This window comes from Leptospira biflexa serovar Patoc strain 'Patoc 1 (Paris)' (genome assembly GCF_000017685.1).
GTDB classification, from domain to species: domain Bacteria; phylum Spirochaetota; class Leptospiria; order Leptospirales; family Leptospiraceae; genus Leptospira_A; species Leptospira_A biflexa.
The window spans coordinates 2646029-2660583 of sequence record NC_010602.1; the positions used below are offsets into that span (position 1 = coordinate 2646029).

The 14555-nt window shown below is 38.0% G+C and carries 18 protein-coding genes; 5 read left to right on the top strand and 13 right to left on the bottom strand.

Annotation, left to right across the window (positions count from 1 at the left end; all coding sequences use genetic code 11):
• The first annotated feature begins 30 nt into the window (after positions 1-30).
• The 3 genes from LEPBI_RS12580 to LEPBI_RS12590 are packed head-to-tail and all read left to right on the top strand — an operon-like array spanning position 31 to position 1043.
• Entirely contained in the window at positions 31-270 is a 240-nt protein-coding gene (locus LEPBI_RS12580; RefSeq protein WP_012389498.1) for a hypothetical protein, read from the top strand.
• Positions 267-614, top strand: a complete 348-nt coding sequence (locus tag LEPBI_RS12585) for an arsenate reductase family protein (RefSeq protein ID WP_012389499.1) — start codon at positions 267-269, stop codon at positions 612-614. The genes LEPBI_RS12580 and LEPBI_RS12585 overlap by 4 nt, the downstream gene beginning before the upstream one ends.
• Positions 615-1043, top strand: a complete 429-nt coding sequence (locus tag LEPBI_RS12590; protein ID WP_012389500.1) for an SRPBCC family protein — start codon at positions 615-617, stop codon at positions 1041-1043.
• A 4-nt stretch (positions 1044-1047) separates the two neighbouring features.
• Here the strand turns inward: LEPBI_RS12590 and lpxD are convergent, their stop codons facing one another.
• Positions 1048-2067: a UDP-3-O-(3-hydroxymyristoyl)glucosamine N-acyltransferase gene (gene lpxD, locus LEPBI_RS12595; RefSeq protein WP_012389501.1), complete on the bottom strand. Its 1020-nt coding sequence runs from the start codon at positions 2065-2067 to the stop codon at positions 1048-1050.
• Positions 2068-2168: 101 nt separating this feature from the next.
• On the opposite strand from lpxD, the gene LEPBI_RS12600 reads away from it, so the two are divergent.
• The gene (locus tag LEPBI_RS12600; protein WP_012476374.1) at positions 2169-2648 is read left to right on the top strand and encodes an OmpA family protein; all 480 of its coding nucleotides are present in this window, start codon (positions 2169-2171) and stop codon (positions 2646-2648) included.
• Here the strand turns inward: LEPBI_RS12600 and LEPBI_RS12605 are convergent.
• Genes LEPBI_RS12605 through LEPBI_RS12625 form a run of 5 tightly spaced genes read right to left on the bottom strand, consistent with a single transcriptional unit; the run spans position 2645 to position 7397 of the window.
• Positions 2645-3178 (bottom strand): TIGR04282 family arsenosugar biosynthesis glycosyltransferase, encoded by a 534-nt coding sequence (locus LEPBI_RS12605; protein ID WP_012389503.1) that lies wholly within the window; start codon positions 3176-3178, stop codon positions 2645-2647. The genes LEPBI_RS12600 and LEPBI_RS12605 overlap by 4 nt on opposite strands.
• Positions 3179-3185: 7 nt before the next feature.
• Complete coding sequence (locus tag LEPBI_RS12610) at positions 3186-4457, bottom strand: MptA/MptB family glycosyltransferase (protein ID WP_012389504.1); 1272 nt, start codon at positions 4455-4457, stop codon at positions 3186-3188.
• A 15-nt stretch (positions 4458-4472) separates the two neighbouring features.
• Positions 4473-5198 (bottom strand): glycosyltransferase family 2 protein, encoded by a 726-nt coding sequence (locus LEPBI_RS12615; RefSeq protein WP_012389505.1) that lies wholly within the window; start codon positions 5196-5198, stop codon positions 4473-4475.
• Positions 5176-6498 (bottom strand): multiheme c-type cytochrome, encoded by a 1323-nt coding sequence (locus tag LEPBI_RS12620; protein ID WP_012476376.1) that lies wholly within the window; start codon positions 6496-6498, stop codon positions 5176-5178. The genes LEPBI_RS12615 and LEPBI_RS12620 overlap by 23 nt, the downstream gene beginning before the upstream one ends.
• 2 nt (positions 6499-6500) lie before the next feature.
• Positions 6501-7397 carry a sulfurtransferase gene (locus LEPBI_RS12625; RefSeq protein WP_012389507.1) on the bottom strand — a complete coding sequence of 299 codons (897 nt, stop codon included), beginning with the start codon at positions 7395-7397 and terminating at the stop codon, positions 6501-6503.
• A gap of 140 nt (positions 7398-7537) precedes the next feature.
• Here LEPBI_RS12625 and LEPBI_RS12630 point away from each other — a divergent pair, with 140 nt between their 5' ends.
• Complete coding sequence (locus LEPBI_RS12630) at positions 7538-8014, top strand: DUF4395 domain-containing protein (protein WP_012389508.1); 477 nt, start codon at positions 7538-7540, stop codon at positions 8012-8014.
• Between the two features lie 23 nt (positions 8015-8037).
• Here LEPBI_RS12630 and LEPBI_RS12635 read toward each other — a convergent pair whose 3' ends face one another.
• The 7 genes from LEPBI_RS12635 to LEPBI_RS12665 form a co-directional block, all read right to left on the bottom strand.
• The gene (locus LEPBI_RS12635; protein ID WP_012476377.1) at positions 8038-9210 is read right to left on the bottom strand and encodes a trans-sulfuration enzyme family protein; all 1173 of its coding nucleotides are present in this window, start codon (positions 9208-9210) and stop codon (positions 8038-8040) included.
• Between the two features lie 96 nt (positions 9211-9306).
• Positions 9307-9978: an ABC transporter ATP-binding protein gene (locus tag LEPBI_RS12640; RefSeq protein ID WP_012389510.1), complete on the bottom strand. Its 672-nt coding sequence runs from the start codon at positions 9976-9978 to the stop codon at positions 9307-9309.
• Positions 9975-11228: an ABC transporter permease gene (locus tag LEPBI_RS12645; RefSeq protein ID WP_012389511.1), complete on the bottom strand. Its 1254-nt coding sequence runs from the start codon at positions 11226-11228 to the stop codon at positions 9975-9977. The genes LEPBI_RS12640 and LEPBI_RS12645 overlap by 4 nt, the downstream gene beginning before the upstream one ends.
• Positions 11229-11999, bottom strand: a complete 771-nt coding sequence (locus LEPBI_RS12650; RefSeq protein WP_041770041.1) for an efflux RND transporter periplasmic adaptor subunit — start codon at positions 11997-11999, stop codon at positions 11229-11231.
• A gap of 53 nt (positions 12000-12052) precedes the next feature.
• The gene (gene mtaB / locus LEPBI_RS12655) at positions 12053-13342 is read right to left on the bottom strand and encodes a tRNA (N(6)-L-threonylcarbamoyladenosine(37)-C(2))-methylthiotransferase MtaB (protein WP_012389513.1); all 1290 of its coding nucleotides are present in this window, start codon (positions 13340-13342) and stop codon (positions 12053-12055) included.
• Positions 13339-14118 carry a tetratricopeptide repeat protein gene (locus LEPBI_RS12660; RefSeq protein WP_012389514.1) on the bottom strand — a complete coding sequence of 260 codons (780 nt, stop codon included), beginning with the start codon at positions 14116-14118 and terminating at the stop codon, positions 13339-13341. The genes mtaB and LEPBI_RS12660 overlap by 4 nt, the downstream gene beginning before the upstream one ends.
• On the bottom strand, positions 14115-14549 hold the full coding sequence (locus LEPBI_RS12665; RefSeq protein ID WP_012389515.1) for a hypothetical protein: 435 nt from the start codon (positions 14547-14549) through the stop codon (positions 14115-14117). Before LEPBI_RS12665 ends, LEPBI_RS12660 begins: the two co-directional genes overlap by 4 nt.
• Between the last annotated feature and the right edge of the window lie 6 nt (positions 14550-14555).

A 14555-nucleotide genomic window follows, 5' to 3' on the forward strand; every position in this document is an offset into this window, starting at 1 on the left:
AAGATTGGATGAAATTCTTTAGGAAATTACATGAAATCCTCAAAAATCATTACCATCGGTATCAAAGAATTGGCCCACCAAAAGGTCATCCTAGCTGCTTGGTATAACTTTCTAAAAGAAAACTTCGATGCAAAAAAAGTTTCTGCTGAAGAGTTTACCTTGTTCTTGCAAGCTCATGTTATGTATGATTTAGATAAGGACCAAATTGAATTGATGTTATCTGGATCAGAAACCCTACTCGAAGAATTTAAAAAGTCAATTTTTGGATGAATCTCCAGATCTTCGGAACAAAAAAATGTAAGGATTCTAAAAAGGCCCAACTTTTTTTCCAAGAACGACGTATACCATTCCAATTCATCAACCTGCAAGAGAAGGAGATGAGCAAAGGGGAGCTCAGATCGATTCTTGGTAGTGTCAAACTGGATGACCTCATTGACACAGAATCAAAAGTTTACGAAGATAAAAATCTAAAGTATATGTTATATGATAAAGAAGAGGCACTACTAACAAACCCTCTCCTGTTTAAAACTCCCATTGTCAGAGACGGTAAAAGGGCCACAATCGGCTTTGTTCCTGAAATTTGGAAACAGTGGATCAATGATTCCAAAAAATAAATGATCGAAACCAAAGTTGAAACGTTAATTCACAAACCCATCACTGAAGTTTTTTCCTATGTTCGAAATATGTTGAATCAAACTTCCTATAACAAAAGCATTCATTCGGTAGAAGCTATCAACCCAGAAGCAACTGAATATAAAATCAAAATTGATTTAGGAATCTTCCATTTAAATGAAATTTATAAAATCGATGAAGTGAAAGAAAACAAACTGATCATTGCAAGTTGTACTGCCAATGGAATGAAGTTTACTGATAGATATGAATTTATAGAAGATGGAAACCATTGCCATTTGGTCATTTCCGACAAAATGGAACTCAATGGCCTTTTCAAACTGAGTGAAGGCCTTGTCAAAATGAATCTCAAATCACAAATGAACGAAAATCTTCAGTCTTTGAAAAAAAATATAGAATCAATCTCTTTATAATGATTTAATTCTCTTTGTTTTTTCGTTTTGTGTGTTCCTTTGCAATTTCAGGTAACATTGGCAAGGAAGTGTGAATGCGATGCATCTCGAGTGCTGGCCTTGCGGGAATTCCAAAATATGCTGTTTTTTCTTTTGAATCTTCCGTTAGACCAGAAAGTCCCAATAGAATTGATCCTTTTTTCATCGTTAGGTGTTCTGCGACTGCGGATTGACCCGCCAAAAAACAACCATCTTCAATTGTGACAGAACCTGCAAGCACTGTGGCTCCAGCAATGTACACATAGTTCCCCACTCTACAATTATGACCAACATGTACGTGATCATCAAATTTTGTAAAATTTCCGATGGTTGTCGATTCTAAAGCCGCTCTATCTACCGTACAATGTGCGCCCATCTCGACATCATCTCCAATCACGACATTGCCAATTTGAGGGACTTTGTATCGTATTCCGCCATAATCATAAAAACCAAATCCATCGGCACCGATGACTGTGTTAGCGTGGATTAAATTTCTTTTCCCGATTTTGCAATTATAGTAGACCACAACACCAGATTTAATCTCAGTATCATTTCCTACTTCCACGTTCGATTCAATGACAACATTTGGGTGTAAAACCACATGATCACCGATCACAACATTTTCTTGGATCACGACAAAGTCCATAATGGTAACATTTTTACCGATCTTTGCTGAAGGATGGATACTTGCTTTTTGTGAAATAGAAGGTAAATGGTTTGGTTTTCTTTCGAAAAATGAAATCACTTGGATGAATTTCACTTTCGAACCTTCTTCAGGAATGATGATGGCATTTGGAAACGAAGAGGCAAGAGAATCAATCGTTAGCGCAATTTTAACATCAGCTGCTTTTTTATGTTTATTTAAATATTTTTTAGATGCCACATAATAGATGCTATTCGGATCAACAGATGAGTGGTGTTCTAAATCTTTGATTCCATTTACTTCCAAATCACCGTTCCCAGTGAAATTTGCTTCCAATCGTTCAGCTAACTCTCTTAGTTTCATTTTAAGACCTTAAGTGAGAAAATAATGGTAAGGGACATATTTCAATCATAATTTTCAAAGCCTCCCTTCTGAAAATTTGAAAACATACCGAAGATTAAAATATGTCACGATTCCAGTGGAACAAAGCACTCTTCTTCATTTTTTTAACTTACACTGTTCAATATTTTCTGAGACCAAACTTCGATTTGTTGGCAGAAGAAGGAGTGATTTTTGAAAATCCATATCAAAAAACTGAAAAACAAACAGACGTTACTTCGTTTACAATTTATTTTGCAAAAAAATCGAATTTAATACCCAAACCTGACTTAGTCCGCTTACAAACGGTAGCCGATTTTCTGAATCGAAACCGAAACTATGAAATTCATATTGATGCTCATGCTGTGGAGGGAAAAAATAACGAAGAAAATATAATGATCAGCGAAAAACGATCTTTAGAGGTAGAACGTTTTTTATTGATCCACTTTGTGGAACCGAATCAAATCAGGCGTTTGTTCTATGGAAATACTAAATCTCCGAACCAAACAAAGGAACACGAAGCATTGAATCGGCGAGTTGAGATCCAATTACATCCAATGAATTAATGATTTTGTTTCCATTCCTTCCAATCTTCAACCGTGTCAATGTCATTTAATTCTTCTAATAATGTAAAGGTAAGGTTTTGATCTTGTATCCTTTTTATGGTCAAAGGTAAAACAGATTCCGTACTCCAAGGAATTTCTAAAAAAACATTCGGAAAAAATTCTTTCATCCCAAGTAAATAATACCCGCCGTCTTTTGCGGGTCCGATGACAAAATCTGATTTCTCTAATTCTTTGTATGCCTTCTCAAATGTTGCTACCGTGAGATAAGGACAGTCAGTACCGATGATGAGAGTTTGACATGGTTTCGGATCGAGTTCATTTTGAAATGCTTTCCCCATTTTTTCTCCCAGATCTCCCCTTGATTGAAGACTATGTAGGAAGCCATTTTTAAAAAAGTGATTTGGTATACTTGGAATTTCATCCCAATATACGATTTTTTGCACATCCAAAGTTTCAGTGATGGCATTTGTAAAAGTTAATAATTCTTGGTATACATCCAATGCTCTTTCATCACCGATGGAATTAGCCAATCGTGTTTTAACTTTGCCAAGGAATGGCCGTTTTGCGAAGATAATTAATTTCTTTAATTCCATAGATACCAAAACCAATTAAGGATAAAATCCAATACAAATAAAAATACAACTCAGAAACATAAATGAGATAAGACAAAAAGGCAAGAATGATCACTAAAGTTTGTAATATCGGATTGATACGACAAATCATTCCCAAAATTACAAATAAAATCCAATACCAAGAATGGATCACAGGTGAAAACAGAAGGAAGATAGTGTATAAAAGGAACAATCTTCTTTCTATCGGAAGAGACAAAAACTTTTCATTCAAAAATAAATTAATCAATAAAAATGCAAAAGTACTTAACGATAAAATTCCAGACAAATATGAATATCCGAAAGAATGTAAAGTTATATAAAAAATAGGTTCGAGAATCCCTGCAAAACGAAAGGAATGAAAGAATAAACCAATCCCCCGGCTCCCTTGCGACTCTAAATTGCTGAAAACTGTTATTTTCCAAACAACAAGCGATAATAGAATTCCGAATGCTCCATACAATATTTTTTTTCTTTGGTGTGAAAAACCTAATAAAAATAAAACAGTGTTGATCTTGAATTGTGTAAGAATGATCATCGCCAACTCACGTATCCATAGATGGTTGGTTTGAACGAAAACCAGTAACCAAGGCACAAACAAAATTTCAGGGTGCATCTGAGATACCCCTTCAATGATAACAAGTGGATTGGCAAAATAGATCCAATAAAAATGAAATGATTCCTTTGGATAAAATCTGCGAATCAAATTTAAATTCAAAAAATCGAATAACAAAAAAATAATTTGGATTCCTAAAAACTGAGTTTGTAAGAGAGAATTTAATACAAAACCAATCAGAAAGATCGAAAGAAGTAACAGTGGATATACGGAAAAATAATTTGGGCTGTTCATATTTGTAAGTAATTCCTTCATATCCCCAAAAGGCATTTGGTTTGCGACAATCCAGGCGGAAGGTGTTTGCACATAAGGAGAAAATCCATTGAACAATAATTTCGCATCAAAAAGATAACGATAAATATCATCACTCAGGTTTGGATGGGAACCTAAAACAAAACAACGTAAGATTACAGAATAACATAAAAACATCCAAAACCGATTTTCAAACACATACAATTTTGTTTGTAAAAAAAAGAAATAGAGTCCAAGTGAAAATGTGGATGAAAGAATGGAAATGGTATCGCTACGATCGATTCCATTCGCAACAAAAAACAGAAGTAATGGGTAGATCAAAAAAAGGAACATTCTCTCTCTAAAATTTCATTTACCGAAAAGAAGTAATTTTAAAAAAGTATAAAGAATTTTGATTCCTACTCGGACTGACATGGAATAGGTTCCTGATATTTTCGAAACTCCAGCGATACGTTTACGATAATTGACTGGAATTTCAAGTATCTTCATTTGATTCTGTAAGGCCTTGACATGCATTTCTATATTCCATCCCCAAGTTTCATCTTTCATTTCCAACTGAAGGAGAGAATCGTAACGAATGATTCTGAGTGGGCCCATATCAGTGAATTTTTTTCGAAAGAAAATTTGGATGAGTAAACAAGTGAGTGCATTTCCAAAAATTTGAATGGAAGATAAAGAACCAAATTCTGCCACACCAAGTGTTCGGGAACCAATGACTAAGTCGGCATTAGTATCTCTTATCGTTTTTATGATGGAAAGGATGTCTTTGGGATCGTCTGAACCATCAGCATCACAAAACATGATATAGTTGGGAGTTAGATTTGATTTTTTGATCATTTCTAAAGCCACAAGGCATGCGTTCCCATATCCAATCTTTGGACAATCGAGTATCTTAATTCCCAATCGATTGACAATCGTTTTGGTTTGGTCTTTGGACGCATTGTTCACAACTAGGAAATCCGATCGATTCAGTCCAGACTTCTTTATCAGACCAGTTAATGCCTGTTCTATACTTTTTTCTTCATCCCTTGCAGGAATGATACAAATGATTTTATTCTCCTCTTCGTTCTGCATTTCGTTTGAATAATTCAACCAAAGAAGTATCTTTTCTTTTCCCCAACTTCACATCATATACCGTTTCAATAACGATAGAACTATGTGGGTAAAGTTCTTTGATTTTTTTGACATTCTCAAAATAGGGCTCTGGCACATGTTTAGCTGATTGTATCATATACTCAGAAGTTTGATCTTTCAATCGTACATGGATTGTTTGGAATTGCAAACGAGAGATTGCTCCACTTGGATTCGTTGGATTTAATTTCCAAACGAACTCTTCATTAGACGGGATCCGGTTGTCCTTTATCTTTTTTGCTTTTGGTGTCCATTCCCAATCTTGGCCAATTTTGGTTTCTTCTTGGTAAACAATCTTACCGGATGGATCATAACCATTTAAGATGAGACGGTAAAAACGTTCTGGATCACCTGTTGTGACATGGTGGCCTGCATTTTGATTTTTCAAACGAATCACGATTGTGTCTTTCTCCCATTTCAACTCCGCTAGGACAAGGCCTGGTTTGTAACCCAATCGAATTTGGTCCTTGTAAAGGGAAAATGTTTTGGGGACTCCACCTCCAATAAACCCATGCCTATGTGATGTTCGAATGGGTCGATTTAAAGTTGGTTTCACAAAAGACCGTTGAACCTCAGGTAGGTGGCATGAAACACAAGTTCCATTGGGATTGGAGCTTTGTAATTCAGTTCCTGTTTGGAAGGAACAAACTAAAGATTGATTGAGTGTATAGGTTTCATTATGGCAATCGTTACAACGATTATGCAAAAACTTCCGATTGATTTGAATGGGATGTGGTGGAGAAGTGTCACCGCTTGCCCCAATCACATAACTTTCATTTGTGATTGTATCCACACGAACATGACAAGTGGCACATGTGATTGCTTCTTCCATCATTTCTGGATTAAAATTTGGATTGGGGATTTCTATTGGTTGAAAAAAATCCCCACCACGTAAAGCAGTGACGATGGTTTCTCTTTGGTTTTGGATGGGTATATGGCAATTGAGGCAAAGCCATTTCGGGGAACTCGATTTTGCCAATTCCGATTGGAATTGGATATCCCGAAGGGCATTTGCATGAGTGGACAATTTCCATTCCTCATAAATTTCAGTATGGCAACTTCCACAATTTATTGCTGTAGGTGCGCCCACTCCTTTCACGTCGGGAAGGAATTCGATTGGTTTTCCCCATATTTTACCAACAAATACTTGTTCAATGGGTATGGCTCGCTTGTTCTGAAACAGATACACTCCAATTAAGAAAGTCATCATCAAAACCAATATAAGTATTAAATATCGTTTCAAATTTATTTTTCCATGGGAAGGTCTGGGTAAAAAGACCATTCCCACATCGATCCAGAATAGTTATAAGCATTATAACCATAAGATCGAAGGATTCCTACCACAAAAGCAGAGCGAACACCACCTGTACAATAAGCAATGATGGGTTTTGTCTTTGTAATACCCAACTGAGATAGGATTGTTTCTACTTCTTGTTTTGATTTGATACTTCCTTTCGCATCAAATAGATTTTGGTAATAGAATGATTTTGCGCCGGGGATATGCCCCCCTCGTGATTCGCCGTAGGGAGTAGAGCCGGAAAATTCCCTTGTCTCGCGCGTATCTAAGATTTGGTAAAAATTATTTTGTAACTGTTTGGAAATTTCTTCCTTTGTGATATTTGTTTTGATTTGGATTGTATCCTTTTCTATTGGATGGGATGCCCTTTGTTTGCGAACCACAAGTACCTCTTTTAATGATCTGACGTTACCATCAAACCAAAACACATTGGAAAATCCAACTTCCCGTAAACTCCAAACAATTCTCCCCTCTTCACCCCATCCACTGGCTCCATCACCTAACACGAGGATCAAATCCTCCAAGTGGAAGCCCAAACTCAAAAGTTTTTTTTGGATATCCTCTTCTTTTTGTAATTTTCCACGGAAAGGATTTTCTTTGAGAGAAAGGTCTTCCCAACCGAGGACTTGGGACATTGGAAGTTTTTCTAAGAGCCTAGAAGGAAAAGACCTTGTATCGATGGTTTTAAATTCTGGTAAGTCCAGGGCTTCTTTTGGGGAGAGAAACCAAGTATGGGTCTTTGGGTTCAGACCTTGTTTTTTAGGACCGGCACTTAATTGGAGCCAAAGAGCCCAAAACAAGGCGATGGCGAATAGGTAGATTCCGTAGCTTCTTTGGATTTTCACGAAAATACCCTCCCAAATTGATGTAACTACTCTTTTAAGACGAAATTTTCGTCAATAAGATAAACATTTCCTCCAAGAAAACGAATTTTTCTTGCTCTCTTGGGTCTAAATTTTAGAACATAAGAAAACGGAGGAAACATATGAAGCTTGGGTTTTATCCAGACGTCGTCAATGAAAATGTCACGCGTATTGTGGCGTCCACTGTCGTTTTTCTAGGAGTCCTTTCCATCCTATTCCCCAACTTAATTGTGTTAGGTTTACTTTTACTTGGATTTACACTGCGAGTGACCTATGGTCCCAAATGGGAACCATTTGCGTTTTTCACATCGAAGTATTTGGTTCCTTGGCTTGGGATTTCCTTTGTTCCGTCCGCAGGACCACCAAAACGATTTGCCCAATTGATTGGTTTTTCATTTAGCGTAATTGCAATCCTATTGTATAGCAATGGGTATTCGTTAGGTTACCAAATCACATTGGCAACACTAGTGTTCTTTGCCTCTTTAGAATCCTTTCTTGGATGGTGTGCGGGTTGTTTTATGTTTGGATTACTCATGAAAGTAGGAGTGATTCCAGAAGAAGTTTGTGAGCGTTGTAACAATTTGAATTTTAACAAATAGAAACGCTCACATGTGAGACCTATTTACTTTGAGTTTGCCAATGCCTGTTTCACTTCCGCAACAATATCATCTATGTGCTCTAGTCCAACGGACACACGAATGAGACCCGGTAAAATCCCCACAGCCAATCGTTCCGCTTCGGTGAGTTTGGAATGTGTTGTGGTTGTTGGATGAGTGACAGTTGTTCTTGTATCCCCTAAATTTGCAGTTAAGGAAAACCACTTGAGTGCATCTAAGAATTTTTTTGCTCGTTCCACGCCACCTTTGATCACAAAAGAAACGATACCTCCACCCGAGCGCATTTGTTTTTTAGCAATCGCATAACCTGGATCAGTTGGCAAAAACGGATATCGAACTAGTTCTACATCCTTTGATTCACTTAAGAATGTTGCAAGTTTCATTGCATTTTCGGCATGGCGGTCCATCCGTACTGCCAATGTTTCCAAACTTTTGGAAATGATCCACGCGTTCATTGGAGAAAGGGAAGGACCCGTATTTCTTGCCATATAACGAATGGGTTGGATGAATTCTTTTTTCCCTAAAATCACACCAGCAATCACTCTTCCTTGGCCATCTAAGTACTTTGTGGCAGAATGGATCACCACGTCAGCGCCAAAGTCAGCAGGACGTTGGATATAAGGAGAACAAAAACAATTGTCTACAATGAGGATGGCTTTTTTCTTTTTGCATAAAGCAGATACCCATTCCAAATCCACAATATCAAGTCCAGGATTCGATGGTGTTTCGATATAAACTATTTTTGTATTCTCTTGAAAGGCCTTTTCCCATTCTTCTGGTTTGGCGATATCAACATAGGTAGTTGTTACACCAAACCGTGGTAAGATGTTGGCAAAAATTTGGTGAGTGGATCCAAAGATAGCTCTTGCAGATACAATATGATCTCCTGATTTCACAAGACCAAAGATTGAGGTAAATACGGCGGACATCCCAGAGGCAGTTGCAATTCCATCTTCGGTTTGTTCCAATGCACAAAGTTTATCAATGAGTTCTGTAGTATTAGGGTTGGAAAACCTTGTGTATTGGTTTCCCGTGACTTCTTCCGCAAAAAGAGCCCTCGCATGTTCTGCATCATCAAAAACAAAACTGGAGGTTAAAAATAATGGGGTAGAGTGTTCTTTTTCCCCAGTGCGTTTGGTTTGGATGCGGATGGCTTCAGTTTCAAAATGTTCAAACATGTCTGTTACCAAACTTGTTGATGAGCATACGAATTCATCATTTTTTTTGGAAAATATCTGCTATAGAATCAGATTTAGACTACTATAGCAGATATTTTATGAAATTTCCGCAATTTTTCCATCAATCATATGAATCCTCTGCTCGGCAATTGCCGCATAATCAGGGTCATGCGTGACAAATAAAATGGTTGTACCATCTTCTTTGTTGATCCTCCTAAAGATTTCCATCACCTTATCACCGTTTGTTGTATCCAAATTCCCTGTTGGTTCATCAGCAAATAAAAACTTTGGTTTTTGGACGAGGGCTCTGGCAATCGCAACTCTTTGCCCTTCCCCTCCTGACATTTGGCTTGGGAATTTGTCTTTGCAATGGGAAACACCAAAACTTTCCATCAGATGAAGTGCATAATCTTCCACTTGTTTATGAGTTCCTGTTTTCCGAGCGGGCATCGTAATATTTTCTAATCCTGTTAATTCCGGTAATAAATAGTGGAATTGAAAGACAAATCCAATTGATAGATTCCGTAGTGCATGGAGTTCCTTACTATCCATTTGTTGTAATGATTTCCCACTCAATTTCACATCACCACTGGTTGGGTTGTCAAGCCCACTGACAATGTACAATAACGTTGATTTACCAGATCCAGACTTCCCGGTTAGAGCGACAAAGTTCCCTTCTTTGATGTTTAAGGATACATCTTGTAAAACCACTTGGGGTGGTTCCCCAAATGATTTAAAGATACGATCGGCTTCGATTCCAAAACTCATGTGGCACCTCGAATGATATCGACGGGCGACAGTCGGCTTGCCATTCGAGCCGGGATATAACTCGCAATGGATGCACTGAGGACAGCAATGGAAAACCCTTTTACATAAATCATCATATCCCAGGAGATCATCATGGTTTTCATCAAGGCTTTTGAATTTTGTTTTGGATCTCCAATGGGAATTCCATCAATGTAATAACAACCGAGGATTCCCACGAATATGCCAATGATGGCACCAAGTGTTCCTAAAAATAATCCTTGGAAAATAAAGAGTTGGATTGTATCCTTTTCATCAAATCCAATCGAACGTAAGATAGCCACTTCCTTTTTCTTTTGGTTTACTACCATATTTAGGATATTGTAAATTCCAAAGGCAACCACTAAGATGATGGTGAAAGTGGTTGAGTTTCTTACAATATCTTGTGTCCGAAAAACTTGTAAGATACTCGCATTCACTTCGTCCCAACTTTCCACCTTATCTTTGCTAAAGTATCGCCAGTCCTCAGCAATTTCTTTTGCCGTACGAATATCCTTAATTTTGACAATGATTTGAGAGATCTCACCACTTGATTTGGTGATACTTTGCACTGTGGATAAGGACGAATACACTGTGACCTCATCAACAAGACGGTTCCCCGTACTTAAAATGCCAACAATTTTGATGGGTACAAGATCTGTGCCTGGGATATAAACAAAGATTGTGTCATCAATCTTTGCTCCCAATTTATTGAGAACCCCTTCTCCCGCTATGGCAAGGGATGTCCCTTTAGATAAATCAACCAACTTCCCTTCGACAATGTAATCGCTTAGGTTGGTAACTTTCGGTTGGATGTTTGGATCCACACCCACAAATCTTGCGGGAGCAGTTGCTTTCCCATTCACAAAAATCACTTCTTTTGTGAGTTGGGGGGCAAAGGAAACCACCCTTTGGTCATTGGATAATTTATCCATCCACCCAAGAACATTGGTTAGCCTTGAATTATCGGTTCTTCCCGATGGGGGAGAAAGCCAACGAACTTCTTTTCCCTGAAAAAAAACGTCATCAAATGTACGTTCGGTGATCAGTTCATCTTTAGGTGAAATTTTAATTTGTCCATCTGAATTGACCAATTGGTCTGTGATCACGGCTTGGAACCCAAGCATAATCCCTGAAAAAACAATGTATCCAGCTGTCCCAAGGATGATCCCAATCAAAGTCAAAATAGACTGTTGTGGTCTGGATAAAATTTGGCGAATCGCAAGGAATAACATTTAATTTTTTACCAGTACTTCATCACCCTCAAGTAAATCACCTTGGATCAGTTCACCAAACTCTGAATTGATGGCACCAATTCGAATTTCCATTTTTTCTCGTTTCCCATTTCTGTAACGAACCACTTTCCCTCTTTCAACTGCTACAAGTGGGACAAGGATGACATTGTCTTTGGAAGAGACTTCAATTGCTACATCCGTCGTCATATCAGGTAAAATCCCTTGCGGTAATTCATGTGGTGCAATCCTCACCAAAAATTGCCCGTTTGATGGATAAATCCTTTCCACTTCACCTTTGTAAACATTCCCTCGGATGGATTCAAAACTGAGTTGGGCATGTTGGGCAGGTTTCACGCGTAAGGCAGACTCCTGGTCGAGTGAAACAGAGACATACACTTCTTTTAAATTTTGGATTTCTAAGATGGGGATGCCAGGCATTGCTGTTTCATTTTTGGCAACATTCAATTTGGTGATTGTGCCGGCAAAAGGAGAACGAAAGGTAATCCCAGAATCATTCACAAGAAGAGGATCACCTTTTTTTACTGATTGCCCTTCTTCCACAAAGATGTCTCGGATCGAGGCCGCAATTCCAAATTTTAATACAAAACTATCCACTGGTTTGACCGTACCCAATGCATACACCGCTTCCACGAGTGAACCTTTTTGAATGGAAAGACGATCGGACTTGGAATTTCGAAGGAAAAATAAAAAAACTAAACTTAGAATGATTACAAAAGTCGCGATCATCGCGAATATTTTTTTACGATTCATCATGACCTTATCATGACTGATTGAAAGAAATTGGGAATTCTTTTTCTTTTGGATTATCTTGCAAAGGTGAAAAGAAATTCACCTTCTTTGTCTTTGGCGGGGAAATACTCTTCACACCTAACATCCACAAATTGACCTTTTTGCAGGGTATCAATCGGGAACGAATCGGGAAGATGTCCTTTTAAATAATTGTCGGTGACTAACCTTCCATCATTTTCCAATATTGCTTCAAAGGTTTTTCCAATTGCTGTTTTTGCATAGGAAGTATGAAGGATGGAACTTAGAGCCATAAGTTCTAGGACTCGCCGTTTTTTTTCATCCCCTGGAATGGGGTCCCCTAAACTTTCAGCAGTGGTTCCTTTTCTCACAGAATATGGAAAAACATGTAATTTAGCAAAACCAAGTTCAATTAACAATTGTTTTGTTTCCTGAAATTCGACTTCGGTTTCGGAAGGAAATCCAACAATGACATCAGTTCCTAAAAAGAGATTGGGTAGTTTCGATTTAGCAAGTTCCATCCGTGTACGAAAGGCATCGGGGTGGTAGGTCCGTCTCATCTCTTTTAAAATTTTTCGACTACCACTCTGGATGGGAACGTGTAAAAACTTACAAAATCTAGGGTGTGACATGAGATCAAGTAATCCAGATCCAACGTCTGGTGGTTCAATGGAAGACAAACGAATGCGAGAGTATTCCAAAACCTTAAGAATGTCTTCCAACAAATTCAAAAAACCTTTTTCACCATTTTCTAAACGGTACCAACCTAAATTTACGCCTGTTAGTTGAATTTCACCAACACCATTGTCTTGCAAGTATTTCACTTGGTCCAAAATATCATCGTATTTTCGGCTGACACCAAGCCCTCTTGCGGCAGGGATTTTGCAGTAAGAACATTTTCTGTTGCAACCATCTTGGATTTTGAGATAAGCTCTTGTATGACCTTCCGGTAATACATCTGAATAAGAAAAACGATCGAGTGATTTTTCAGGAAGGTAGGATTTCCCCTCCCAGTCTGCGAGAATTTGGTAAGGCAAAGAACTTTTTTCTGTATTTCCAAAAACTCCATACACACCAGGAATATTTTGTAAAACTTCTTTGTCAGTCTCCGCATAACAACCAGTTACAAATACTTTAGCTCCAGGGTTTGTGCGGATGGCATTTCGAATGATGTTTCTATTTTTGACATCTGCTTTATTTGTCACAGTACATGTGTTCACCACAATGTACTGTGCATTTTCGTCTGGTGTTGCCAAAGTAAACCCTTTGTCTTTGAGAACAGTATACATACCATCTGTCTCAAAAAAGTTTAAGCGACAACCAAGTGTGTGGAACTTAATTTTCACAGGGCAGTGAGAGCAGAAATCCTTTTTGAATTTTCTTTGATGGTATTACTTTCACCATTGAGTGAGGATGCTTTTTCAATGCAGGATTTTGCTTCTTCTAAGTAGGTATTCGCCTGATTTTTTTTCCCTAACTTTTTATTCGATTTGTAAAGAGCTTCTTGAACGAGGGCTAGGTTATTCCAAATCTCAGATGAGTTTTGGTTGATACTAGATGCCCAACGAAGGCTCATATCAGCTTTGTCATAATTTTTCAGTTGGTAATAAATTTTCCCTTCTAACTCAAGCATACGGACGTCACTCGGACTGCCTGCCTTTGCTTTTTCGATTTGGGAAAGGGCTGTTTTGGAAGCACCTTTTTCGGAAAGGGCCAAGGCATAAAAATATCGAATTTCTGGATTTTGTGGGTAAAGGGGAATGGCTTTTTCAGCCAGTTCAATTGCAGGTTTCCATTTTTTATGACGAGTTAATATCGCAAGGCTTCCTTGTAATAAGTCCTCATCATCTGGTTTTCGTTTCCTAGCTTCCAACATGTTTTTGTAAGCATTTTCAAAATCGTTTAATTTATCATAATTGAAAGCAAGTAGGGCGTAAAATTCGTAAGAGGATTTTCCATCGACAAGTAAACTTTTTACAAGTTCAATTGATTTAGCATAATTTTTAGTTTTGTATTCATCAACCGCTTGGAAATAAGCAGAACCAACTTGTTCTTTCTCTTGCGCATACAAAGAAGATACAAGTAGACAGATAACAGCAGTGATGTGAATCAAATGTTTCATAATAAATCCGAGGAAACCGTAATGGAGTTCAAATTGACCGTATCGATCCTAGAATGGTATGGCTCAATAGGGTCCAGGTATAGGAAAACGCTTCCCCCTTTGGAAAGCAAGTAATGTTCGATATGTTCTTCGGTAATGATTTCCAAATCTCCTACGTACAGGATCGGATTTTCCCCGAGTCCTAGGTGGAGGTGGAATTCTTCTGTGGGCAAAAAATCAGATAAATTTAGATACCCTGAACCAAAATACAAACCTGATTGGAAATAGTATTTATAGTGAACTTTGACTTCAGGTAGGATTAAATTGGGTCGGATGTAACCCAATTCGATCCGTTCAATGGTTCCGACTGTCCGAATTTTACGAAGTTGGAACCATATTTTACGGATGAAAAAATAAGAAAATAGGAAGACGAGGGGAATGAGAATTGCCATTTCCTT

Excerpts from the sequence above, each read along its gene's own strand:
- LEPBI_RS12580 (WP_012389498.1), top strand. The coding sequence starts at position 31 with ATGAAATCCTCAAAAATCATTACCATCGGTATCAAAGAATTGGCCCAC.
- LEPBI_RS12630 (WP_012389508.1), top strand. The coding sequence starts at position 7,538 with ATGAAGCTTGGGTTTTATCCAGACGTCGTCAATGAAAATGTCACGCGT.
- LEPBI_RS12615 (WP_012389505.1), bottom strand. The coding sequence starts at position 5,198 with ATGCAGAACGAAGAGGAGAATAAAATCATTTGTATCATTCCTGCAAGG.
- LEPBI_RS12650 (WP_041770041.1), bottom strand. The coding sequence starts at position 11,999 with ATGAATCGTAAAAAAATATTCGCGATGATCGCGACTTTTGTAATCATT.
- LEPBI_RS12610 (WP_012389504.1), bottom strand. The coding sequence starts at position 4,457 with ATGTTCCTTTTTTTGATCTACCCATTACTTCTGTTTTTTGTTGCGAAT.
- LEPBI_RS12590 (WP_012389500.1), top strand. The coding sequence starts at position 615 with ATGATCGAAACCAAAGTTGAAACGTTAATTCACAAACCCATCACTGAA.
- LEPBI_RS12585 (WP_012389499.1), top strand. The coding sequence starts at position 267 with ATGAATCTCCAGATCTTCGGAACAAAAAAATGTAAGGATTCTAAAAAG.
- LEPBI_RS12645 (WP_012389511.1), bottom strand. The coding sequence starts at position 11,228 with ATGTTATTCCTTGCGATTCGCCAAATTTTATCCAGACCACAACAGTCT.
- LEPBI_RS12600 (WP_012476374.1), top strand. The coding sequence starts at position 2,169 with ATGTCACGATTCCAGTGGAACAAAGCACTCTTCTTCATTTTTTTAACT.
- lpxD (WP_012389501.1), bottom strand. The coding sequence starts at position 2,067 with ATGAAACTAAGAGAGTTAGCTGAACGATTGGAAGCAAATTTCACTGGG.
- LEPBI_RS12635 (WP_012476377.1), bottom strand. The coding sequence starts at position 9,210 with ATGTTTGAACATTTTGAAACTGAAGCCATCCGCATCCAAACCAAACGC.
- LEPBI_RS12660 (WP_012389514.1), bottom strand. The coding sequence starts at position 14,118 with ATGAAACATTTGATTCACATCACTGCTGTTATCTGTCTACTTGTATCT.
- LEPBI_RS12665 (WP_012389515.1), bottom strand. The coding sequence starts at position 14,549 with ATGGCAATTCTCATTCCCCTCGTCTTCCTATTTTCTTATTTTTTCATC.
- LEPBI_RS12640 (WP_012389510.1), bottom strand. The coding sequence starts at position 9,978 with ATGAGTTTTGGAATCGAAGCCGATCGTATCTTTAAATCATTTGGGGAA.